The organism is Mesorhizobium sp. ES1-1, from assembly GCF_020164785.1.
Classification (GTDB): Bacteria; Pseudomonadota; Alphaproteobacteria; order Rhizobiales; family Rhizobiaceae; genus Mesorhizobium.
This window is the reverse complement of record NZ_JAIUGX010000004.1, coordinates 351465-372860: the sequence shown is the minus strand read 5'-3', so window position 1 is coordinate 372860 and position 21396 is coordinate 351465. Positions and strand designations below refer to the sequence as shown.

General features: G+C 65.4%; 20 protein-coding genes, 1 pseudogene and 1 riboswitch. Of the genes and pseudogenes, 13 read left to right on the top strand and 8 right to left on the bottom strand.

Going from position 1 to position 21396, the window contains the following annotated elements; all coding sequences use genetic code 11:
* Positions 1–52: 52 nt before the first annotated feature.
* The 7 genes and pseudogenes from nuoF to LB513_RS09535 form a co-directional block, all read right to left on the bottom strand.
* Positions 53–1357, bottom strand: coding sequence for an NADH-quinone oxidoreductase subunit NuoF (gene nuoF, locus LB513_RS09565; protein WP_224663226.1), 1305 nt, complete (start codon positions 1355–1357; stop codon positions 53–55).
* A 60-nt stretch (positions 1358–1417) separates the two neighbouring features.
* Positions 1418–2344: pseudogene (nuoE, locus tag LB513_RS09560) on the bottom strand (NADH-quinone oxidoreductase subunit NuoE); the annotation flags it as partial.
* Positions 2345–3535, bottom strand: coding sequence for an NADH-quinone oxidoreductase subunit D (locus tag LB513_RS09555; protein ID WP_224663225.1), 1191 nt, complete (start codon positions 3533–3535; stop codon positions 2345–2347).
* A gap of 48 nt (positions 3536–3583) precedes the next feature.
* A complete protein-coding gene (locus LB513_RS09550; RefSeq protein ID WP_224663224.1) occupies positions 3584–3967 on the bottom strand; it encodes a four helix bundle protein in 384 nt (127 codons plus the stop codon).
* 21 nt (positions 3968–3988) lie between these two features.
* On the bottom strand, positions 3989–4591 hold the full coding sequence (locus tag LB513_RS09545; RefSeq protein WP_224663223.1) for an NADH-quinone oxidoreductase subunit C: 603 nt from the start codon (positions 4589–4591) through the stop codon (positions 3989–3991).
* Positions 4592–4595: 4 nt separating this feature from the next.
* Positions 4596–5177, bottom strand: a complete 582-nt coding sequence (locus tag LB513_RS09540; protein WP_224663222.1) for a NuoB/complex I 20 kDa subunit family protein — start codon at positions 5175–5177, stop codon at positions 4596–4598.
* Complete coding sequence (locus LB513_RS09535; protein ID WP_006335683.1) at positions 5168–5533, bottom strand: NADH-quinone oxidoreductase subunit A; 366 nt, start codon at positions 5531–5533, stop codon at positions 5168–5170. The genes LB513_RS09540 and LB513_RS09535 overlap by 10 nt, the downstream gene beginning before the upstream one ends.
* A 329-nt stretch (positions 5534–5862) precedes the next feature.
* On the opposite strand from LB513_RS09535, the gene LB513_RS09530 reads away from it, so the two are divergent.
* The 8 genes from LB513_RS09530 (at position 5863) to LB513_RS09495 (ending at position 15970) form a co-directional block, all read left to right on the top strand.
* Positions 5863–7062: a winged helix-turn-helix domain-containing protein gene (locus tag LB513_RS09530; protein ID WP_224663221.1), complete on the top strand. Its 1200-nt coding sequence runs from the start codon at positions 5863–5865 to the stop codon at positions 7060–7062.
* A gap of 30 nt (positions 7063–7092) precedes the next feature.
* A riboswitch (cobalamin riboswitch) is annotated at positions 7093–7297 on the top strand.
* A 37-nt stretch (positions 7298–7334) separates the two neighbouring features.
* A complete protein-coding gene (locus LB513_RS09525) occupies positions 7335–7763 on the top strand; it encodes a DUF1636 family protein (RefSeq protein ID WP_224663220.1) in 429 nt (142 codons plus the stop codon).
* 2 nt (positions 7764–7765) lie between these two features.
* Positions 7766–8803, top strand: coding sequence for a cobalamin biosynthesis protein CobW (gene cobW, locus LB513_RS09520; protein WP_224663219.1), 1038 nt, complete (start codon positions 7766–7768; stop codon positions 8801–8803).
* 16 nt (positions 8804–8819) lie between these two features.
* Complete coding sequence (locus LB513_RS09515) at positions 8820–12344, top strand: cobaltochelatase subunit CobN (RefSeq protein WP_224663218.1); 3525 nt, start codon at positions 8820–8822, stop codon at positions 12342–12344.
* On the top strand, positions 12341–13819 hold the full coding sequence (cobG, locus tag LB513_RS09510) for a precorrin-3B synthase (RefSeq protein WP_224663217.1): 1479 nt from the start codon (positions 12341–12343) through the stop codon (positions 13817–13819). Before LB513_RS09515 ends, cobG begins: the two co-directional genes overlap by 4 nt.
* A 2-nt stretch (positions 13820–13821) precedes the next feature.
* Positions 13822–14454, top strand: coding sequence for a precorrin-8X methylmutase (locus LB513_RS09505; RefSeq protein WP_224663216.1), 633 nt, complete (start codon positions 13822–13824; stop codon positions 14452–14454).
* The gene (locus LB513_RS09500; RefSeq protein ID WP_224663215.1) at positions 14451–15209 is read left to right on the top strand and encodes a precorrin-2 C(20)-methyltransferase; all 759 of its coding nucleotides are present in this window, start codon (positions 14451–14453) and stop codon (positions 15207–15209) included. The genes LB513_RS09505 and LB513_RS09500 overlap by 4 nt, the downstream gene beginning before the upstream one ends.
* Positions 15206–15970 carry a precorrin-3B C(17)-methyltransferase gene (locus LB513_RS09495; protein WP_224663214.1) on the top strand — a complete coding sequence of 255 codons (765 nt, stop codon included), beginning with the start codon at positions 15206–15208 and terminating at the stop codon, positions 15968–15970. Before LB513_RS09500 ends, LB513_RS09495 begins: the two co-directional genes overlap by 4 nt.
* Here the strand turns inward: LB513_RS09495 and LB513_RS09490 are convergent.
* On the bottom strand, positions 15958–16707 hold the full coding sequence (locus LB513_RS09490; RefSeq protein WP_224663213.1) for a cobalt-precorrin-6A reductase: 750 nt from the start codon (positions 16705–16707) through the stop codon (positions 15958–15960). The two genes, LB513_RS09495 and LB513_RS09490, sit on opposite strands and share 13 nt — an antisense overlap.
* Before the next feature lie 154 nt (positions 16708–16861).
* On the opposite strand from LB513_RS09490, the gene cbiE reads away from it, so the two are divergent.
* The 5 genes from cbiE to LB513_RS09465 are packed head-to-tail and all read left to right on the top strand — an operon-like array spanning position 16862 to position 21363.
* On the top strand, positions 16862–18091 hold the full coding sequence (gene cbiE, locus LB513_RS09485; RefSeq protein ID WP_224663212.1) for a precorrin-6y C5,15-methyltransferase (decarboxylating) subunit CbiE: 1230 nt from the start codon (positions 16862–16864) through the stop codon (positions 18089–18091).
* On the top strand, positions 18088–18477 hold the full coding sequence (locus LB513_RS09480; protein ID WP_224663355.1) for a cobalamin biosynthesis protein: 390 nt from the start codon (positions 18088–18090) through the stop codon (positions 18475–18477). The genes cbiE and LB513_RS09480 overlap by 4 nt, the downstream gene beginning before the upstream one ends.
* Positions 18474–19238, top strand: a complete 765-nt coding sequence (gene cobM / locus LB513_RS09475; protein ID WP_224663211.1) for a precorrin-4 C(11)-methyltransferase — start codon at positions 18474–18476, stop codon at positions 19236–19238. The genes LB513_RS09480 and cobM overlap by 4 nt, the downstream gene beginning before the upstream one ends.
* The gene (gene cobA, locus LB513_RS09470; protein ID WP_224663210.1) at positions 19235–20053 is read left to right on the top strand and encodes a uroporphyrinogen-III C-methyltransferase; all 819 of its coding nucleotides are present in this window, start codon (positions 19235–19237) and stop codon (positions 20051–20053) included. Before cobM ends, cobA begins: the two co-directional genes overlap by 4 nt.
* Positions 20050–21363, top strand: coding sequence for a cobyrinate a,c-diamide synthase (locus LB513_RS09465; protein ID WP_224663209.1), 1314 nt, complete (start codon positions 20050–20052; stop codon positions 21361–21363). Before cobA ends, LB513_RS09465 begins: the two co-directional genes overlap by 4 nt.
* Positions 21364–21396 lie beyond the last annotated feature (33 nt).

Below are 21396 nucleotides of genomic sequence, written 5' to 3'. Positions count from 1 at the left end.
GCCCCAGCCCGGCTTCCTCTTTATGGGCGTTTGCCCGCGTTCAGAATGGTCTCTATTCCGCAGCCACCAGCACGGGCTCGGCCCGGTGCGCGTTGCGCGAAAACTCGTCGATGCGGCGCTCCACCTCGCCGCGGAAATGCCGCATCAGGCCCTGGATTGGCCAAGCCGCCGCATCGCCCAGCGCGCAGATCGTATGGCCCTCGATCTGCTTGGTGACGTCGAGCAGCATGTCGATCTCGCGCTTCTGCGCCTCGCCGCGCACAAGCCGCTCCATCACCCGCCACATCCAGCCGGTGCCTTCGCGGCACGGCGTGCATTGGCCGCAGCTCTCGTGCTTGTAGAAGTAGGACAAGCGCGCGATGGCTTTGACGATATCGGTGGACTTGTCCATGACGATGACGGCCGCGGTGCCGAGGCCGGATTTGAGATCGCGCAGCGCATCGAAATCCATCGGCGCGTCAATGATCTGTTCGGCAGGGACCAGCGGCACCGAAGCGCCGCCCGGGATCACCGCCAGCAGATTGTCCCAACCGCCGCGAATGCCGCCGCAATGCGTCTCGATCAACTCGCGGAACGGGATCGACATGGCTTCTTCGACGGTGCACGGATTGTTGACGTGACCCGAGATGCAGAACAGCTTGGTGCCGACATTGTTGGGCCTGCCGAAGGACGAAAACCAGGCCGCGCCACGACGCAGGATGGTCGGCGCCACCGCGATGGATTCGACATTGTTGACGGTGGTCGGGCAGCCATAGAGGCCGACATTGGCCGGGAATGGCGGCTTCAGCCTGGGCTGACCCTTCTTGCCTTCGAGGCTTTCGAGCAGCGCCGTCTCCTCGCCGCAAATATAGGCGCCGGCGCCATGATGCATGTAGATGTCGAAATCATAGCCAGACGTATTGCCCTTGCCGATCAGCTTCGCCTCATAGGCCTCGTCGATGGCCCGCTGCAACGCCTCGCGCTCGCGGATGAATTCGCCGCGCACATAGATGTAGGCGGCAATGGCGCCCATGGCGAAGCCCGCGATCAGCGCGCCTTCGACCAGCGTGTGCGGGTCGTGCCGCAGGATGTCGCGGTCCTTGCAGGTGCCGGGCTCGGATTCGTCGGCATTGATGACGAGATAGCTCGGCCGCCCGTCGCTCTGCTTTGGCATGAACGACCATTTCAGCCCGGTCGGAAAGCCGGCGCCGCCACGGCCGCGCAGGCCCGATGCCTTCATCTCGTTGACGATCCAGTCGCGCCCCTTGGCGATGATGCCCGGCGTGTTGTCCCAGGCGCCGCGCGACATGGCACCTGCCAGCGACCGGTCGAAGCGGCCGTAGATATTGTTGAAGATGCGGTCTCTGTCCTGAAGCATGTTTCTTCCTCAGACCGGCTTCTTGCCGTTTTTGTCGTCCCCGACGCCGCCGGGCACGACTTCAGCCCTCGTCGTCGGCCCGGTACGCTGCTTGGAGACCACTTCGACTTCGGGAGAGGTCATATTGGCATTGGCTGCCGAATGCCCAGGCGCCGATGCGCTGACCGCCTTCTCATCCGCCGGCGCCACCTTGGCCGCCGAAGGCGACTTCAAGGTTGGGTCGGTTTCAACCGCGGTGGTCCTCGGCTTGCCGGCGTTGGACGGCGCGGCAGCGGCCTCGGTGCCGGCAGAGGCAGCTGGATCCGCCGGCGCAGCGGCCTGGGCAGCCCTGCTGGCAGCAGCGGCTTCCTCGTCGCGCGTAGCCTTGAGGATCGCCTTTTCACTGGTCAGCGTCGTCAAGCCGGTGATCGGCTCCGACGTGGTACGGCCATTCTGCGGCCCCGGATTGACCGACGCGCCCTTGCCGGCATCATAAAGATCGATGATCTCGGCCAGCCGTTCCGGCGTCAGGTCTTCGAACGTGTCCTTGAAGATCATAACCATGGGCGCGTTGACGCAGGCGCCGAGACATTCGACCTCTTCCCACGACAGCGTGCCCGCGTCGTTGGTGTGGAACTGGTCGTGATGGATCTTGGAACGGCAGACGTCCATCAGCGCTTCCGAGCCGCGCAGCATGCAGGGCGTGGTGCCGCAGACCTGGATATGCGCGCGCGTGCCGACCGGATTGAGCTGGTATTGCGTGTAGAAGGTCGCGACCTCGAGCCCGCGGATCCGCGGCATGCCGAGCATGTCGGAGATCGTCTCGATCGCCGCCTTCGTCACCCAACCTTCCTGCTCCTGCGCGATCATCAGAAGCGGGATGATGGCCGACTGTTCCCGGCCCTTCGGGTATTTCTTGATCCATTGCTTCGCCGCCGCCGCATTCGCCCGGTTGAAGGCGAAGGAGGCTGGCTGGACGCTGGCTTCTGCGAGACGGCGGACTGACATTTAACGATCGACCTCACCAAACACGATGTCGAGGGAGCCGAGAACGGCGGTGACGTCGGCCAGCATGTGGCCCCGGCACAGGAAGTCCATGGCTTGCAGATGCGCGAAACCCGGCGCGCGCAGCTTGCAGCGATACGGCTTGTTGGTGCCGTCGGAGACCATGTAGACGCCGAATTCGCCCTTGGGCGCCTCGACGGCAGCATAGACCTCGCCGGCCGGTACGCGGTAACCCTCGGTGTAGAGCTTGAAGTGGTGGATCAGCGCCTCCATCGAGCGCTTCATCGCCGCGCGTTTCGGCGGAACCACCTTGCCGTCCAGGTTGGATACCGGTCCGGTACTATCCTTGCCGAGCAGAAGGTCGACGCACTGGCGCATGATCCGCGCCGACTGCCGCATCTCTTCCATACGCACGAGATAGCGATCGTAGCAGTCGCCGTTCTTGCCGACCGGAATGTCGAAATCCATCTCCGTATAGCATTCATAGGGCTGCGATTTGCGCAGGTCCCACGCGGCCCCCGATCCGCGCACCATGACGCCAGAAAAGCCCCACGCCCAAGCGTCCGCCAGCGATACGATGCCGATATCGACGTTGCGTTGCTTGAAGATGCGGTTACCGGTCAGCAGCCTGTCGAGATCGTCGAGCGACTTGAGGAACGGATCGATCCACTTGCCGATGTCCTCGACCAGTTGGCGAGGCAAATCCTGATGCACGCCACCGGGGCGGAAATAGGCTGCGTGCATGCGCGAGCCGGAGGCGCGCTCGTAGAACACCATCAGCTTTTCGCGTTCGACAAAGCCCCAAAGCGGCGGCGTCAATGCACCGATGTCCAGCGCCTGCGTCGTCACGTTGAGGATGTGCGACATGATGCGGCTGATCTCGCAGTAAAGCACGCGGATCAGTTGGCCGCGCCTTGGCACTTCGATGCCAAGCAGGCGCTCGGTGGCGAGCGCGAAGGCGTGCTCCTGGCTCATCGGCGCGCAATAGTCGAGCCGGTCGAGATAGGGCAACGCCTGCAGATAGGTCTTGTTTTCGATCAGCTTTTCCGTGCCGCGATGCAAGAGCCCGATATGCGGATCGACGCGATCGACGACCTCCCCATCCAGCTCCAGCACAAGCCGCAAGACACCGTGCGCCGCCGGATGCTGCGGGCCGAAATTGATGTTGAAATTGCGGACGGAGGTCTCAGCCATGGATCGCCCTTGGCGAATAGTGAATGGTCAATTGTGAATGGTGAATGGTCATTCGCGCTCTCCCTCGAGCGATCGAACGAACGAAACTAGCCTTTTGCCCAACCGGGTGAAGCCCGGTTCCAGACTTGCGGCCTGCTCCTTGGACAAGAGCCCCACGCGTCCACAGAGCATTGTATGCGTTTCGAGTTCCTTTAATGAGCCCTGCGCAATACGAAGGAATTGAATAAACGGTCGCCTCTGAGCGCGGCCGAATCCTTCCGCAATGTTCGCAGGTACAGAAGCAGCGCATCGCCGCATCTGAGCCGCCATTCCGTACATTTCCTCGCGCGGAAACCCACGCGTTAAAGCGTAAACGGACTCGGCGATATCCATCGCCTCCTGCCAGACGATGAGATCGCGATAATCCCTTATAGCTTCCGGCGTTTTGTCCATTCACCATTCACTATTCACCAATCACTGTTTGGCTTTCTCATCGCCCGGCAGGACATAATCCGTCCCTTCCCAAGGCGAGAGAAAATCGAAATTGCGGAATTCCTGCTTGAGCTCCACCGGCTCGTAGATCACGCGCTTGGCCTCATCATCGTAGCGAAGCTCGACGAAACCGGTCAGCGGGAAATCCTTGCGCAGCGGGTGGCCTTCGAAACCGTAATCGGTCAGCAGACGGCGCAGATCGGGATGGCCCGAGAACAATACGCCGTAGAGATCGTATGTCTCGCGCTCGAACCAGTCGGCGCCGGGAAACACGTCCGTGATCGACGGCACCACGGTCTCCTCGTCGGCCTGAAGCTTGAGCCTGATGCGCGCATTCTGCTTCGGCGACAGGAGGTGGTAGACGACGTCGAAACGCCTAGCCCGCGACGGATAATCGGCTCCGCAGACATCGATGATGGAGATGAACTGGCAGCGCGCATCGTCGCGCAGGAAAGTGACGACCTCGACCAGGTCGCGCGCGTCGACATGCATGGTCAACTCGCCATAGGCGATATCGGCGTCATGGACGCGGCCGATCAGCTTCTCGCCGATATAGGTCGACAGTTCGCTCGGAGATGCGGTCATGGATTTACCGTTCGATCGTGCCGGTGCGGCGGATCTTCTTCTGCAGCAGAAGAATGCCGTAAAGCAGCGCTTCGGCGCTCGGCGGACAGCCGGGAACATAGATGTCGACCGGAACGATACGGTCGCAGCCGCGCACCACCGAATATGAATAATGATAGTAGCCGCCGCCATTGGCGCAGGAGCCCATCGAGATGACGTAGCGCGGCTCCGGCATCTGGTCGTAGACCTTGCGCAGCGCCGGCGCCATCTTGTTGGTCAGCGTGCCGGCGACGATCATGATGTCGGACTGGCGCGGCGAGGCACGCGGCGCCACGCCGAACCGCTCCGAGTCATAGCGCGGCATCGAAGTGTGGATCATCTCGACGGCGCAGCAGGCCAGACCGAAGGTCATGAACATCAGCGAACCGCTGCGCGCCCAGGTGATAAGCGCTTCGGTCGAGGTGACCAGGAAACCCTTGTCGGCCAGTTCGTCGTTGATTTCGAGGAAGAAGGGGTCATCGGCCCCCACCGGCCTGCCGGTGTTGGGATCGATGATGCCCTTCGGCTTCGGCGCGACGAGGGTGCCTGAACTATCGTTCAATCCCATTCCAGCGCTCCTTTTTTCCATTCATAGGCGAAGCCGATGGTCAGCACCGCCAGAAATACCATCATCGACCAGAAACCGAGCATTCCGATCTTCGAGAACGACACCGCCCAGGGAAATAGGAAGGCCACTTCCAGATCGAAGATGATGAATAGGATCGACACCAGGTAGAACCGGATATCGAACTTCATGCGGGCGTCGTCGAACGAGTTGAAGCCACATTCGTAGGCGGAAAGCTTTTCGGGGTCTGGATTGCGGTAGGCCACCAGAAAGGGCGCCACCAGCAGCGCGAGGCCGACAACCAGCGCCACGCCGATGAATAGGACGATGGGCAGGTACGAACTGAGAAGTGCGTTCATGCTCGGCTTTCTGTTGGCGCCAATCCGAATTGATTACAGCACCGGACCCTGATGCGGAAGCGTGACAGTTTAACCGCCGAAGCGTTTTAGGGCCTACGCTGCAACGCGGCGAGGGTTAGCGCAGCGCTTCCAGCGAAGCAAGTCAAACCTTGTTCAAAAACGACGCGCTGGACTGCATGTCGCGGCAAAACTGGTGCGATCGCCTCCTGTTTGATTTCCTTCATTTCGTCCTCCACTTTGTCTGCTGACACGCCACACGGCAGAACCCTGCTATCATGGCGCGGAATCAAACTCGAACCTCGCTCAATCACGCCTAGAGTGACGCCGGAATGAAGGAAAAAATCTCGCTCCCCATGGCCCGGCGCATCGCGCTGGCTGCGCAGGGATTTCTCGATCCCCGTCCCGCCACCGTGCCGGATCGGCGGCATCTGGCCCGTGTGATGTCTCGCACCGGTCTGCTGCAGATAGATTCCGTCAGTGCCGTGGTGCGCGCGCATTATATGCCGCTTTATTCGCGGCTTGGCCCCTACCCGCTCTCGCTGCTCGACAACGCTGCCGTCACCCGCAGGCGCAGCGTCTTCGAATACTGGGCGCACGAGGCGTCGTTCCTGCCGGTCGAGACATACCCGCTGATGCGCTGGCGCATGCAGCGCGCCGAACGCGGCGACGAAATGTATCTAGGCCTTGGCAAATGGGGCCGAGAGCACGCCGCCTATATCGAGGAGATCTATCGCTCGGTTGTCGACCGCGGCCCGATCGCGGCGTCCGCTCTTGAGGGCCAGAAGGGCTCCGGCGGCTGGTGGGGTTGGAGCCATGCCAAGCATGCTTTCGAATGGCTGTTCTGGGCCGGGCGCATCACCACGGCGCACCGTCGCGGCTTCGAGCGTTTCTACGACCTGCCCGAGCGAGTGCTGCCACAGGCGATTCTCGATCTGCCGGTGCCATCGGCCGAGGATGCGCATCGCGAACTGCTGCGCATCTCCGCCCGCGCCCACGGCATCGCCACGTCAGGCGATTTGCGCGACTATTTCCGCCTTTCCCCCGCCGACATGAAAGGCCGGCTCGAGGAACTGGTCGAAACCGGTGATTTGCTACCGGTGCGCGTCGATGGTTGGGACAAGCCGGCCTACCTCCACAAGGACGCCCGGCTGCCGCGAAAGATCGATGCCCGTGCTCTGCTGGCGCCATTCGATCCGGTTGTCTTCGAGCGCTCCCGCACCGAGCGCCTGTTCGATTTCCACTACCGCATCGAAATCTACACCCCGGCCGAGAAGCGGCGTTATGGCTACTATGTGCTTCCGTTCCTGCTCGGTGACCGGATCGTCGCGCGCGTCGATCTTAGGGCCGATCGGCCGGCGAGCGTCCTGCGGGTCCACGCGGCCTATGCCGAGCCAGGCGTGCCGCCGGAGACGGCCGCTCACTTGTTCGAAGAATTGACGCAGATGCAGGGCTGGCTTGGACTGGAACGCATGGAAGTGACGCCGGCGGGCGACCTTGGCCCGGCGTTGGCCGACATCGCTATGTCGTAAGCCCGCGTTGACACCAATGCCTGCAAGAGCCTAAATCCCGGTCCAGACGGTCCCTTGCCCGCAACGGCAGGGGCTAAGAGGGAATGCGGTGCGGGATCTAGGTCCCTAATCCGCGGCTGTCCCCGCAACTGTAAGCGAAGAGCCAAGGCCGAAAGCCACTGGGATGTTCCCGGGAAGGCGGCACCAAGGCGATGACCCGCGAGCCAGGAGACCTGCCGTCTGCGACAAAGAATCCGATAGCCTGGCGGGTTTCCGGGCAAGGAGCCCGGCTTTTGGACCAGAACGGCAGTTTTTCGGCTGGCACAGCGGACAATTCGTCCGGCAACGGTGAGGCTTTGACCGGCGTCACCGTGATCGTCTGCGCCTCCTGCCGGGACGAAGCCGGCTCCGACGGCCATCCGCGCGCCGGTGAACTGCTGGCGGCTGATACGCGCCGCGCTGCATCTGGTGAAAACATCCAGGTCCGCACAGTCGAATGCCTCGGCAACTGCAAGCGCCGGCTCAGCGCCGCCATGCTGCGCGATGGCTGCTGGAGCTATGTGTTCGGAGATCTGACCGCGGCCAGTGGGGATGACCTCGTCGCCGGCGCCAAGCTCTTCGCGACCTCGGCGGATGGGCTGATCCCGTGGCGCGGCCGCCCGGACTCCCTCAAGCGCGGCCTAGTGGCCCGCATACCACCTCTCGACCTGTTGAAGGATTGATCATGAGCGCTTCCGTCTCCCGCGTCCCCTGCACCGTCGTCACCGGCTTCCTCGGCGCCGGCAAGACGACGCTGGTCCGCCATCTCCTGGAAAACGCCGGCGGCAAGCGCATCGCCATCATCGTCAATGAATTCGGCGATATCGGCATCGACGGCGAAATCCTCAAGGGCTGCGGCATCGACACCTGCCCGGAGGAGAACATCGTCGAACTGGCCAATGGCTGCATCTGCTGCACCGTCGCAGACGATTTCGTGCCGGCGTTGGACCAGATCCTGGCGCTGACGCCGAAGGTCGACCACATCCTGATCGAAACCTCCGGCCTCGCCCTGCCGAAGCCTCTGGTCCAGGCTTTCCAATGGCCGAGCGTCAAGAGCCGCGTTACCGTCGATGGGGTGATCGCCGTGGTCGACGGCCCGGCCCTGGCCGAAGGGCGCGTCGCCAACGACATGGACGCCCTGCAGGCGCAGCGCGCTGGGGACGACAGCCTCGACCACGATGATCCGGTCGAGGAAGTGTTCGAGGACCAGATCGCCTGCGCCGACCTGATCATCCTCTCGAAGAGCGATCTGATGGACGGTGCCGGTTCGGCGCGCGCCAACGCTATCATCAACGAACACTCCGCCCGCGCGGTGAAGATCGTGCCGACGTCTCATGGCAAGGTCGATCCCTCCGTGCTTCTCGGCCTCGGGCTCGCCGTCGAGGACGACATCCAGAACCGCAAGTCCCACCACGACGGCGCCTTCGATCACGAGCATGACGACTTCGACACGTTCATCGTCGATATTGGCTCGGTCGCCAACCCGGAAGACCTGGCAGAGCGTGTCGCCACGGCCGCCGAACAGGAAAACGTGCTGCGCGTGAAGGGCTTCGTCGAGGTCGGCGGCAAGCCGATGCGGCTTCTGCTGCAGGCCGTAGGGCCGCGTGTCAATCATTACTACGACCGCGCCTGGACCCCCGAGGACGATCGTCGCTCGCGCCTGGTCGTCATCGGCCTCAAGGGACTGAACCGCCCCGCCATCGAGCGCATACTCGCCGGCTGATATCGGACCCGCCGCGATGCATATCCTCACCACGACGTCCGCCTCGCTCGACGATCTCGCCGAGCCGGTCGATCTGCGGCAGACGCCGGCGGATATCGTGGCCCTGTCCTTCACCGACAGCGATCTCGGCGGACTGGCTTCCGCCTGGAAGGCCGATGAGGGCCAGCTGCCATCGATGCGGCTGGCGGCACTTCGCGACCTGCGTCATCCCATGTCGGTCGACCTGTGGATCGACAGCGTGGCGCGCCATGCCAAGATCATCCTCGTCCGCATCCTCGGCGGCTACGAATGGTGGCGCTACGGCTGCGACCAGCTTGCCTCGACCGCTCGTGCGCGCGGAATCAAACTGGCGCTGCTTCCCGGAGAGTGCCGCGACGAGGATCTCCGGCTGGTCGAGGCCTCGACGCTGCCTCGGGAGGAATTGGACGGCCTGCTCGGCTATTTCCGCGAAGGCGGTCCGGCCAATATGAAGGCGCTGGTGCATCGGCTGGCCGGGCTGGCGGGATCACAGGCTGATGTAATCGAGCCGGTCGCCGTACCAAAAGCCGGTTATTACGAGCCGAACCGCGGTGTTGCGCCCCTCCCCCTCGTGGGAAATACCGGGCCGCTTGTCCCCATTCTGTTCTACCGATCGATGCTGCTCGCGGCCGATGTCGCGCCGATCGATGCGCTCTTTGAGGCGCTGGGGCAGCGCGGCTTGCGGCCCGTTCCCATCTTCGTCGCCAGCCTCAAGGACCGAGCATCTCTGGACTTCGTCGAAACCGCCTTCGCCACACTCAAACCGGCCGCCATCATCGCCGCCACGGCCTTTGCCTCCGGCGCGGAACCCGGCGTGGAAAACCTGTTTGACCGCGCCGGGGTGCCCGTCTTCCAGGTCATCGTCGCCACAACCCGCCGCGACGTCTGGGAAAGCAACCAGCGCGGGTTGGCGCCCGCCGACCTCGCCATGCACGTCGTTCTGCCCGAACTCGACGGCCGTATCCTTGCCGGAGCGATTTCCTTCAAGGGCGAAAGCGAGGCCGACCCGGCGCTCGGCCACCGCGCCTTCGCCAACCGGCCTGAGCCCGACCGCGTCGCGCAGGTGGCCGACCGTATAGCGGCCTTCGTCAGGTTGCAGGAGACCCCCCGGGCGGCCCGCAAGCTGGCCATCCTGATACCCGATTACCCAAGCGCGCCGGGTCGAACCGGATACGCCGTCGGCCTCGATGTGCCGTCCAGCGTGCTGGCCATGCTGCACGACCTGAGGGAACAGGGCTATGCCGTTGAAGGGATTCCGCAATCGCCGCGCGAGCTGCTGCGGATGCTGGAGCGGGGCGGGCATGGACTGGGACTGGACGACTATTTGAAGTTGTCCACCGAGTTGCCGAGTAATGCGATTGCCGCAGTTGAAGCAGCTTGGGGAAAGGCCGAGGACGAAATACGTTTGCGCGAGGCGCCCCCCTCTGTCCTGCCGGACATCTCCCCCTCAAGGGGGGAGATTGGCAGCTGTCTCGCCGACACCTCTCCTGCAACGGTTGAGATTGGCGAAGGCGCGGACAACAGCTCAATCTCCCCCCTTGAGGGGGAGATGTCCGGCAGGACAGAGGGGGGTATACGCGCGCCAACCTCGGCCCACTTCCCATTCCGCGCCGCCACCTTCGGCAACGTCACCGTCGCGCTCGCGCCTGATCGAGGCCGTTCCGCCGACCGCCGCGCCGACTACCATGACCCGACGCTCCCGCCGCGCCACGCCCTCCTCGCTTTCGGGCTCTGGCTGCGCAAATCGCTCGGCGTGCACGCCCTCATCCATATCGGCGCGCACGGCACGTTGGAATGGCTGCCCGGCAAGACCGTCGCGCTTTCCCAAAGCTGCTTTCCCGAGATCGTCGCCGGTCCCCTGCCCGTCATCTATCCCTTCATCGTTTCCAATCCCGGCGAAGCGGCCCAAGCCAAGCGGCGTATCGCCGCCGTCACCCTCGGCCATCTGCCTCCGCCCCTGACCGGCGCCGGACTCGACGATAACCAGCACAAGCTCGAACGGCTGGTCGATGAATATGCCCAGGCCGATGGGCTCGACCGGCGCCGCCGCGACAGGCTGGCGAAGCTGATCGTCGAAACCGCGCAGAACACTGGCCTCGCCTCGGAAGCCGGCGTAGCCAACACGGACGCCCCCGACGAGGCCCTGCGCCGCATCGATGCCTGGCTCTGCGACCTGAAGGATTTCGCCATCAAGGACGGTCTGCATATCTATGGCCGCGCTTCCGAAGACGAGCCCGACGCCATGCGCCGCCAGAGCGCCGATGCAGAGAAGACGGCGCTGCTCGCAGCCCTCGACGGCCGCCACGTCAAGGCCGGCCCGGCCGGCGCGCCGGCGCGTGGCCGCTCCGATGTCCTGCCCACCGGCCGCAATTTGTTCACCTCCGATCCACGCACCATGCCGACGCCGACGGCCTATGAGCTAGGCCGGGCCGCGGCGGAGGAAGTCGTGCGCGGTTACATGCAGTCGCATGGCGACTGGCCGCGCTCGCTTATCATCGACCTCTGGGGCTCGGCGTCGTTGCGCACCGGCGGCGAGGAGATCGCCCAGGGTCTTGCGCTGATGGGCTGCCGGCCGCAATGGGATTCGGCAACCGGCCGCGTCACGGGCATAGAGGTGTTGCCGCCGGCCACGCTCGGCCGGCCGCGCGTCGACGTGACCTGGCGCATATCGGGCCTGTTCCGCGACATGTTCCCGACCCAGATCGCGCTGATCGACGCCGCCGCCGCCGCCGTTTCCGCGCGAGACGAGGACGACTCGGAAAATCCGCTGGCGGCGCAGACCCGCGCCGACGGTGGGATCAGCCCGCGCATTTTCGGCACCTCGCCGGGCACCTATGGCGCAGGCGTCGAGGACCTCTTGTCAAGCGGCGGCTGGGCCGAGCGTGAGGAGATCGGCCGCGCCTATCTCGACGCCACATCGCATGCCTATGGCGGCGCCGGGGGCGAAGGCGTCCCGGCGCCCGGCGCCTTCAAAGGGCGCATCGCCGAGGCAGATCTTCTCGTCCACACCGGCGATGATCCCGGCCGCGACATTCTCGAAGGTTCCGCCGATGTCGCCTTCATCGGCGGTTTCTCGGCAGCCTTGTCGACCCTGGGCAGGAATGCCGACGTCATCGTGCTCGACACCACCGACCCGCTGAAGCCAAAGCCGCGCTCGGTTGGCGAGGCGGTAGCACGCGTCGTGCGCGCCCGCGCCGTCAATCGGCGCTTCATATCGGGCCAAATGCGGCATGGTCCGCGAGGCGCTTCGGAATTCGCCGAGACGGTGGACCGGCTGGTCGGCTTCGCTGAAACGACCAATGCCATCCCCGGCGCGCTGATCGAGGCCGTTCACGACGCCTATGTCGGCGATCCCGACGTTCGCGCGTTCATCCTGCGTGAAAACCCGGCCGCCGCGAAAATCATCGCCGAGCGCTTCCTGTCGGCCCGACGGCGCGGTCTCTGGCATCCCTTGCGCAATTCCATCGACGACGATCTTGCCGCGCTGATTGCCGAAGCCCAGGCGCTCGGGGTTGCGGCATGAACGCCTTCTCGCGTCGCGGCGCCTGCCCTGCCTTGGCAGCCCCCATGCAGACCGGCGACGGCCTGCTGGTGCGGCTCAACCCTGTCGCTGGAGGATTGTCGCCGAAATCACTGATCGGCCTGGCTGAATCGGCCCTCCGGCACGGCAATGGCATCATGGAAGTCACAGCGCGCGGCAGTTTGCAGATACGCGGGCTGACGGCCACGAGCGCCGCGCTGCTGGCAGCGGAGGTCGATGAACTGGGCATCGAGGCGCGGACCGGGGTGCCGGTCGAGACCGGGCCCCTCGCCGGCACCGATCCGCGCGCGATTGCCGATCCGCGGCCACTGGCCGAGCGGATCAGGCTGGCGATCGAGCAAGCCGGGCTGACGCCACGGCTCGGGCCGAAGGTTTCGGTCGTGGTCGATGGCGGCGGGCAACTGACGCTGGACGCGTTGACGGCCGATGTGAGGCTGGCGGCGGTGCGCGAAAGCGCTGGTGTTGTGTGGGCCGTATCTGTCGCTGGTGACGGCCAAACCGCAAGGCTGCTTGCGACGGTCGAGGCCGATGCAGCGCGCGATATTGCCTTGGCCGCTCTGCGAATGGTTGCCGAGAAGGGCCGCGACGCCCATGCAAGGGATTTGTCCGAGAGGCAACTGACATCCTTGGCAAACTGGCACTCCGTCCCACCCCCCTCTGTCCTGCCGGACATCTCCCCCGCAAGGGGGGAGATTATGCCTTCTTCACTGCTTTCGCCAATCGCAGACATCGCACCTGGCACTGAGGCGGCAAAACAGGAGCCAGCAGCCGAACTGCCGATCTCCCCCCTTGCGGGGGAGATGTCCGGCAGGACAGAGGGGGGTGCCTCGCGCCCACCAATCGGTCTTTTCCCCTTAACCGGCCACGTCGTCGCCCAAGGGATCGCCCTTCCCTATGGCAGCCTATCTGGGCGAGATCTTATCGACCTTGCCAGCAAAGCCTCGAACCTCGGCACCACCGAAATCCGGCTGGCCCCAGGTCGGGCGTTGCTTTTCCTCGGGCAGCCGGCAACCGCCAACAGTCAGCTCCAGGAGACTGCCGCGACCCTCGGCTTCATCACCACCGCCGATGATCCGCGCACCCGTATCGCAGCCTGCCCCGGTGCGCCGTCCTGCGCCTCCGGCCGCATCGCCACGCGCGACATCGCCGACGCGATCGCCGCAGAAAACGCTGAGCTGCTCGACTTCACCCTGCACATTTCGGGCTGCGCCAAGGGCTGCGCCCATCCCGGCCCCACTGTGCTGACGATCGTGGGCGGCGAGAACGGGGCCGGACTTGTCGTGAACGCGACGGCGAAGGCCCTTCCTGCCGGCTACAGGCCGGGCTATGACGCCGCGCGCGGCATAAGTCGCGTCGCAGGGATGATCCGCGGCGCACGATATCGAGGCGAAACCGTCGCCGCCTGCCTGACAAGGCTCGGGTCGGCGATGATCGCCGAGGCTTACCGACAGGAATGAGCATGGTTGCCTATGACTACATCCATGACGGCGCGGCGATCTACGAGCGCTCCTTCGCCATCATCCGCTCGGAGGCCGACCTGTCGCGTTTCTCCGAGGCCGAGGCCGACGTCGCGATCCGCATGATCCACGCCTGCGGCCAGGTCGAAGCCGCCAGGCATTTTGTCTTTTCCACCGATTTCGTTGCCGCGGCCCGCACCGCCTTGGCAGCCGGCGCACCGATCTTCTGCGACGCAGAGATGGTCTCGCATGGCGTGACCCGCGCCCGCCTGCCCGCCGGCAATGAGGTGATCTGCACCTTACGCGACCCGCGCACGCACGACATCGCCAGGGAGATCGGCAACACCCGCTCGGCTGCTGCGATCGACCTGTGGGGCGAGCGCATGGCCGGTTCCGTGGTCGCCATCGGCAACGCACCGACCGCACTGTTCTATCTCCTGGAAAAACTCCGCGACGGAGCGCCGAAGCCGGCGGCCATCATCGGCATGCCGGTCGGCTTCGTCGGCGCGGCGGAATCGAAGGATGCGCTGGCGGAAAACTCCTACGGCGTGCCCTATGCCATCGTGCGCGGCCGTCTCGGCGGCAGCGCCATGACCGCCGCAGCGCTCAATTCGCTGGCGAGGCCGGGCCTGTGAACGCTCTCCCCAAAGGCCGTCTCGTCGGCGTCGGCACCGGTCCGGGCGATCCCGAATTGCTGACGCTGAAGGCTGCGCGCGTGCTGGCCGACGCCGATGTCGTCGCCTATTTCGCCAAGCGCGGCAACAACAGCAATGCCCGCGCCATCGTCGCGGCACGCTTCCGGCCCGACATGGTGGAACTGCCGCTGCTCTATCCCGTCACCACCGAAATCGACAAGATCCACGACGACTACCGTTCCCAGATCACCGGCTTCTACGAGGAGTCCGCCATGGCTGTTGCCGGACATCTCGAGGCCGGCCGGATGGTCGCCGTTTTGTCCGAGGGCGACCCGCTTTTCTACGGTTCCTACATGCATCTGCATGTGCGGCTCGCCCATCGCTTCCCGACCGAGGTCATTCCCGGTGTGACCGCCATGTCGGGCTGCTGGTCGCAGACCGGCCTGCCCATCGTCCAGGGCGACGACGTGCTCACGGTGCTGCCGGGCACAATGAGCGAGTTCGAATTGACGCGTCGCCTCGCCGACACCGATGCTGCCGTGATCATGAAGGTTGGCCGCAATTTGGCGAAGATCAGACGGGCACTGGAAGCAACCGGCAAGCTGGCGCGCGCCGTCTATGTCGAGCGCGGCACTATGGCCGCAACCTTATCAATGAAGCTGGCAGACAAGCAGGACGACCGGGCGCCTTACTTCTCCATCGTGCTTGTCGCCGGCTGGTCCGGCCGTCCCGGTGTGGCGGGAGGCGACGCATGAGCGGTCGTGTCACCGTCATCGGCCTTGGGCCCGGCAATGCGGACCAGGTTACTCCCGAAGCCAGCCGCGCCGTCGCCGAAGCGCAATTCTTCTACGGCTACAAGCCCTATCTCGACCGGCTCGACCTGCGCGCCGACCAGACACGCGTCGCCTCCGACAACCGCGAGGAACTCGCCCGCTCCAAGGACGCCCTCATGAATGCAGCCGAGGGCCATGCCGTCGCCGTGGTCTCGGGCGGAGACCCCGGCGTGTTCGCGATGGCGGCCGCGGTCTGCGAGGCGATAGAGTCCGGTCCTGCCGCATGGAGAGCCGTCGATGTCGCTGTCGTGCCTGGGGTTACCGCCATGCTCGCCGTGGCCGCGCGCATCGGGGCGCCGCTCGGCCATGATTTCTGCGCCATCTCGCTGTCCGACAATCTTAAGCCGTGGGAGCTGATCGAACTGCGCCTGCTGGCGGCGGCCGGCGCCGGCTTCGTCATTGCCCTCTACAACCCGATCAGCAAGGCGCGCCCCTGGCAGCTTGGCCGGGCCTTCGAGTGCCTTACCGCCATCCTGCCCGGCACCACGCCAGTGATCTTCGGCCGTGCGGCCGGCCGTCCCGACGAGCGGATCGAGGTGTATCTGCTGGCCGATGTCGATGCGCAAAAGGCCGACATGGCGACCTGCATCATCATCGGCTCGCCGGAAACCCGCATCATCAAGCGCGGCGACAAGCCGACGCTGGTCTACACGCCACGCTCGTCGTCGGGTCAGAGAAAATGATCCACCCCACGCTGCTCGATAAGCGCGACCAGCGCTTCGACGGTTTCAGCCGAGGGCACCTTCGGCAGATCGGGCCGGCGCACCATCACCACCTCGATGCCAAGCGCCCGCGCGGCAGCGATCTTGCCATAGGTCGCCGCGCCACCGCTGTCCTTGGATACGAGAATTTCAATGTGATGTTTCTCGAGCAGCGCGCGTTCCTCCGCCTCGTGAAACGGCCCGCGCGCCAACAGGTACGTCGCGTCGGGAACCGCAAGTTTCGGCTCGACGGGATCGACGCTGCGGATCAAATATTGATGTTGGAGCGCGGCTTCGAAAGCGGCAATTTCTTGACGGCCGAGCGCCAGGAAAACCCGGCGTGGCGCCGTTCCAAGCGCTTGCACGGCAGCGCCGACCGTATCGACCGGCGTCCAGCGGTCGCCTTCGACCCGCTCCCAGCCCGGGCGCCGCAGGGCGACAATCGGCACGCCGGTCTTGCGCGCTGCTTCCGCTGCATTGGCCGAGATCCGCGCGGCATAGGGATGCGTGGCGTCGATCATCAGCTCCTTGCCTGTCTCCGTGAGATAGCAAGCCAACCCTTCGGCGCCGCCAAAGCCGCCGACCCTTGTCGGCACGCCCTGCGCGACCGGGCTTTCGGTACGGCCGGCCAGCGACAGCGTGACGGAAGCGCGCGACGCCAATTTCCCTGCCAGTTGCCGGGCTTCCGTTGTGCCGCCAAGGATCAGAATTTTCTTCATGGGCCCCACGTTGAACAGCGTCGCCGCCGCCCCTCACCCTTACCCTCTCCCCGTGAAGAACGGGGAGAGGGAGGCGTCGGCGTCCGAGCTTCTCCCTTCTACCCGTTACTATACGGGGAGAAGGTGCCGGCAGGCGGATGAGGGGCGGCGCGACATGTCAAAAATCAGGCAGCCAACACCCCAATGGCTCACCATCGTCGGCATCGGCGAGGACGGCTTAGCGGGTCTGGGCGACGAGGCCAAGCAGCGGATTGCGCAAGCCGAATTTATCTTCGGCGGCAAACGGCACCTGGCGCTGATTGCCTCCCTGGCCAAAGGGGAGCCGCGCCCCTGGCCCGTTCCCTTCGATGCCGGCATGGCCGATGTGCTGGCGCTTGCCGGCAGGAACGTCTGCGTGCTTGCCTCTGGCGATCCGTTCTTCCATGGCGTCGGGGCCACCCTCGCCCGCAAGGTCGGGCCGCAGGACATGCATGTCATCCCCGCGCCGTCAGCCGTTTCGCTGGCAGCCGCACGGCTGGGCTGGGCGCTACAGGACATCGAGGCAGTCTCGCTGCATGGCCGGCCGCTGGACCTGATCCGACCACTGCTGCAGCCAAGGGCGCGCCTTCTGGTCCTGACATCGGACGGGCAAGCCCCCGCGGCAATTGCCAGCCTGCTCACCGAACTCGATTTCGGCCCTTCGCGGCTGACCGTTCTGGAGGCGCTCGGCGGTCCAAACGAGAATTTGCGCACGGCCCGCGCCGACGCCTTCGATCTCGAAAACGTCAATCCTCTCAACGTGTTGGCTGTGGAAGTTGAATCTGGTCCCGACGCACGCATCCTTCCCCTAGCGTCGGGTCGGGCCGACCATCTGTTCGATCATGACGGGCAGATCACCAAGCGTGAAATCCGCGCAATCACCCTATCGGCGCTGGCGCCGAGGCGCGGCGAACTGCTTTGGGACATCGGCGCCGGCTCCGGCTCCATCGGCATAGAATGGATGCTCGCCCATCCCTCGATGCGCACCATTGCCATCGAGGCCGACCCGATCCGCGCCGCCCGCGTCGCCCGCAACGCCGCCGCCTGCGGCGTTCCAGGCCTCGTCGTGGTCGAGGGCAGCGCCCCCGGCGCGCTTGCCGGGCTCGAGACACCGGACGCGATCTTCATCGGCGGCGGGGGTAGCGAAGAAGGCGTGTTGAACGAGGCCATCGAGGCGTTGCGAAGCGGCGGCCGGCTGGTTGCGAATGCGGTGACGCTGGAGATGGAGGCCCTGCTGCTCACCCAGCACATGAAGCTCGGCGGCGATCTTGCTCGGCTTGCCATCTCCCGTGCTTCGCCGGTCGGCTCCATGCAGGCCTGGCGGTCCGCCATGCCGGTCACGCAATGGAGTTGGCTGAAGCCATGATCGTCGCCGGCATCGGAAGCAGAAAAGGGGTCAGTGTCGACGAAGTGGTCGCAGCCATCGAGACCTCTATCGAAGCGCACGGCCTGACGATGGCGGCGTTATCGGTGCTGGCGACGAGCGATTTCAAGAAGCATGAAGACGCGATCACCTCCGCTGGACATCGGCTCAAACTTCCGGTCGTCATCGTCGACCCGGCCGCGATCGAGGCTGCCGCATCAGCTACAATCAGCAACTCCAGCATTTCGCAACACCTTGCCGGCACTCCATCGGTTTCCGAAGCCTCGGCCCTCGCCGCTGCCGGAACCGGGGCAAGACTGCTTGGCCCACGCACTGTCCTTGGCCCTGTCACCTGTGCCATCGCTGTCGGCGGAGATGACGCGCCATGACCGTTCATTTCATCGGCGCCGGCCCAGGCGCGGCTGACCTCATCACCTTGCGGGGCGCGCGCCTGCTGGCCAATTGCCCCGTCTGCCTCCATGCCGGGTCCATCGTCGCGCCTGAATTGCTGCAGCACTGCGCGCCGGGAACGAAGCTGATCGACACGGCGCCGATGTCGCTCGACGAGATCGAGGCCGCCTATCTTGAAGCTCACAACGCAGGCCAGGACGTTGCCCGCCTCCATTCCGGCGACCTGTCGGTCTGGAGCGCCGTTGCCGAGCAGATCCGCAGGCTGGAGCGGCACGGCATCCCTTACACACTGACGCCCGGCGTCCCCTCCTTCGCCGCAGCAGCCGCTGCCCTGCGCCGCGAACTGACCATCCCCGAGGTCGCGCAGAGCCTCGTGCTGACGCGCGTTTCCGGCCGTGCTTCGAAGATGCCGCCCAACGAAACGCTTGCCGGTTTCGGTCGCACCGGCGCCACGCTCGCCATCCATCTGGCTATCCACGCCATCGATCGCGTGGTTGCCGACCTGACGCCGCATTGTGGCGGCGATTGCCCGGTGGCGATCGTCTTCCGCGCCTCCTGGCCGGACGAGCGCGTGCTGACGGGCACTCTGGCCACCATCGAGGCGCTGCTCGCCGCCGACCCGATGGAGCGCACGGCGATCATCTTCGTCGGCCGCTCGCTGGCGGCGCGCGATTTCGGCGAGAGTTCATTGTACGACGCCCATTACCAGCGGCGTTTTCGGGGACGGGACGGATTGTGAGCGGCGTTACCGACAAGGACGGCGGGAACGCCACGCTCGTACAGGCGCTCGCCCGGCTGAACTTCAAGCCGCGCCGGCTTGAGCCCGGCCATGTCTGGCTGGCCGGCGCCGGCCCCGGCGACCCCGGCTGCCTGACCGTGGAAGTGCTGGCGGCCTTGGCCGAGGCGGATGCGTTGGTCTATGACGCGCTGGTTTCGCCTGATGTCGTGGCCGTTGCGGGAAATGCCGAGCTCTTCTTTGCCGGCAAGCGCGGCGGAAAGCCCTCGATGAAGCAGGACGACATCACCGCATTGCTGGTTCGACTGGCGCGCGACGGCCGCCGCGTCGTCAGGCTGAAGGGCGGCGACCCCTATATTTTTGGGCGCGGCGGCGAGGAAGCCTTGGCGCTCGTACGCGAAAATATTCCCTTCCGGGTCCTGCCCGGCCTGACCTCCGGTCTCAGCGCGCTTGCCGCCACCGGCATTCCTGCGACCATGCGCGGCATCAACAAGGCGGTAATCCTGACGACCGGACACGCCGCCGGCACCGACGACGACATCGATTGGGCGGCCATCGCGCGCACCGGCCAGCCGGTCATCGTCTATATGGGCATGTCCAATCTGCCCATCATAGCCGCGGCCTTGCTCAATGGCGGGCTGGCGCCATCGACGCCCGCTGCCGTCATCGTTGCCGCTACGACGCCTCAGGAAAGGATCGTCGTGGCTACGCTTGCCACCATCACCGAAGAGGCCGCTGCCGCCGGGCTGGCCTCGCCGGCGCTGATCGTGGTCGGCGGCGTCGTCGCGATGCGGGCGGCCTTGATGGGGCAAGCATGACGGCCCGCGCCATCATCATCGGCGCGCCGCGCTCCGGCTCCGGCAAGACCAGCGTCAGCATCGGCATCCTGCGCGCATTGACCCGGCGAGGCCTGAAAGTGCGTGGTGCCAAATCCGGCCCCGACTATATCGATCCCGGTTTCCATACCGCCGCCACCGGCCTGTCCGGCGTCAACCTAGACAGCTGGGCGATGCCGCCATCGCTGCTCAACGCGCTTGCCGCGCAGGCGGCCGACGACACCGATTTCGTCATCCTCGAAAGCGCCATGGGCCTGTTCGACGGCATCCCGTCCTTGCCAGGCCGCACCGGCTCCGCCGCCGACCTCGCCCGGCTCTACGGCCTGCCGGTGCTGCTTGTGCTGGACGTATCAGGCCAGTCGACCACGGCGGCGGCCGTCGCCAAGGGCTTCGCCACCTACGACCCGGATGTGCGCATGGCCGGTGTCGTGCTCAACCGGCTAGGCAGCGAGCGCCACCGCCGGCTCTCCGCTGATGCCATCGAGGCGATCGGCCTGCCAGTGGTCGGCGCCATACTGCGCGACCCGACGCTGACCCTGCCCGAGCGCCATTTGGGTCTCGTCCAGGCCGGCGAATATGACGACCTGATGGCGCATCTCGATCGGCTGGCCGACATGGCGGAAAAGTCGCTCGACCTCGATGCCATCATGGCGCTGGCGACACCTTTTACGCCGGCGGCGGGCGGCTTCGACGAGGCACTGGCGCCGCCGGGACAACGCATCGCGCTGGCCGAGGACGCCGCCTTCACCTTCCTCTATCCCCATGTCGCCGCTCATTGGCGCCAGGCAGGCGCCGAGATCGTCCCGTTCTCGCCGCTTGCCAACGAAGCGCCCGGTGAGGATTGCGATGTGTGCTGGCTGCCCGGCGGCTATCCCGAGCTTCATGCCGGCCGGCTCGCGGCAGCGGAGGCCTTCAGGGCCGGCATGGCGAGATTTGCCGCGACCAAGCCCATTCACGGCGAGTGCGGCGGGTTCATGGCGCTCGGCCAAGCTCTGGAGGACGCGGCAGGTCAAACCCATGCAATGCTCGGCCTGCTCGGCCATTCCACCAGCTTCGCCAAGCGCAAGATGAATCTCGGCTACCGCGAGGCGCGGCTGCGCGCCGACTGTCCGTTGGGCTCGCAAGGCGCGCTGATCCGTGGCCACGAATTCCATTATGCGCAAATGACGGCGAGCGGAAATGACGAGCCGCTGGCCGACCTCGCCGACGGTCAGGGCAATCCGGTCGGCGCATCTGGGTTCCGGCGCGGCCAGGTCAGCGGCACCTTCTTCCACGCCATTGCGAGGGGCTAGAGCAATGCCGAAGCCTCGCAACCGCATCTGGGA

What these genes read in the sequence shown, in the direction of transcription:
- cobG (WP_224663217.1), top strand. Translation starts at nt 12,341, where the DNA reads ATGAACGCCTTCTCGCGTCGCGGCGCCTGCCCTGCCTTGGCAGCCCCC.
- LB513_RS09515 (WP_224663218.1), top strand. Translation starts at nt 8,820, where the DNA reads ATGCATATCCTCACCACGACGTCCGCCTCGCTCGACGATCTCGCCGAG.
- cobM (WP_224663211.1), top strand. Translation starts at nt 18,474, where the DNA reads ATGACCGTTCATTTCATCGGCGCCGGCCCAGGCGCGGCTGACCTCATC.
- nuoF (WP_224663226.1), bottom strand. Translation starts at nt 1,357, where the DNA reads ATGCTTCAGGACAGAGACCGCATCTTCAACAATATCTACGGCCGCTTC.
- LB513_RS09480 (WP_224663355.1), top strand. Translation starts at nt 18,088, where the DNA reads ATGATCGTCGCCGGCATCGGAAGCAGAAAAGGGGTCAGTGTCGACGAA.
- LB513_RS09550 (WP_224663224.1), bottom strand. Translation starts at nt 3,967, where the DNA reads ATGGACAAAACGCCGGAAGCTATAAGGGATTATCGCGATCTCATCGTC.
- LB513_RS09530 (WP_224663221.1), top strand. Translation starts at nt 5,863, where the DNA reads ATGAAGGAAAAAATCTCGCTCCCCATGGCCCGGCGCATCGCGCTGGCT.
- LB513_RS09540 (WP_224663222.1), bottom strand. Translation starts at nt 5,177, where the DNA reads ATGGGATTGAACGATAGTTCAGGCACCCTCGTCGCGCCGAAGCCGAAG.
- cobW (WP_224663219.1), top strand. Translation starts at nt 7,766, where the DNA reads ATGAGCGCTTCCGTCTCCCGCGTCCCCTGCACCGTCGTCACCGGCTTC.
- LB513_RS09535 (WP_006335683.1), bottom strand. Translation starts at nt 5,533, where the DNA reads ATGAACGCACTTCTCAGTTCGTACCTGCCCATCGTCCTATTCATCGGC.
- LB513_RS09505 (WP_224663216.1), top strand. Translation starts at nt 13,822, where the DNA reads ATGGTTGCCTATGACTACATCCATGACGGCGCGGCGATCTACGAGCGC.
- LB513_RS09545 (WP_224663223.1), bottom strand. Translation starts at nt 4,591, where the DNA reads ATGACCGCATCTCCGAGCGAACTGTCGACCTATATCGGCGAGAAGCTG.
- LB513_RS09555 (WP_224663225.1), bottom strand. Translation starts at nt 3,535, where the DNA reads ATGGCTGAGACCTCCGTCCGCAATTTCAACATCAATTTCGGCCCGCAG.
- LB513_RS09490 (WP_224663213.1), bottom strand. Translation starts at nt 16,707, where the DNA reads ATGAAGAAAATTCTGATCCTTGGCGGCACAACGGAAGCCCGGCAACTG.
- cbiE (WP_224663212.1), top strand. Translation starts at nt 16,862, where the DNA reads ATGTCAAAAATCAGGCAGCCAACACCCCAATGGCTCACCATCGTCGGC.
- LB513_RS09495 (WP_224663214.1), top strand. Translation starts at nt 15,206, where the DNA reads ATGAGCGGTCGTGTCACCGTCATCGGCCTTGGGCCCGGCAATGCGGAC.
- LB513_RS09465 (WP_224663209.1), top strand. Translation starts at nt 20,050, where the DNA reads ATGACGGCCCGCGCCATCATCATCGGCGCGCCGCGCTCCGGCTCCGGC.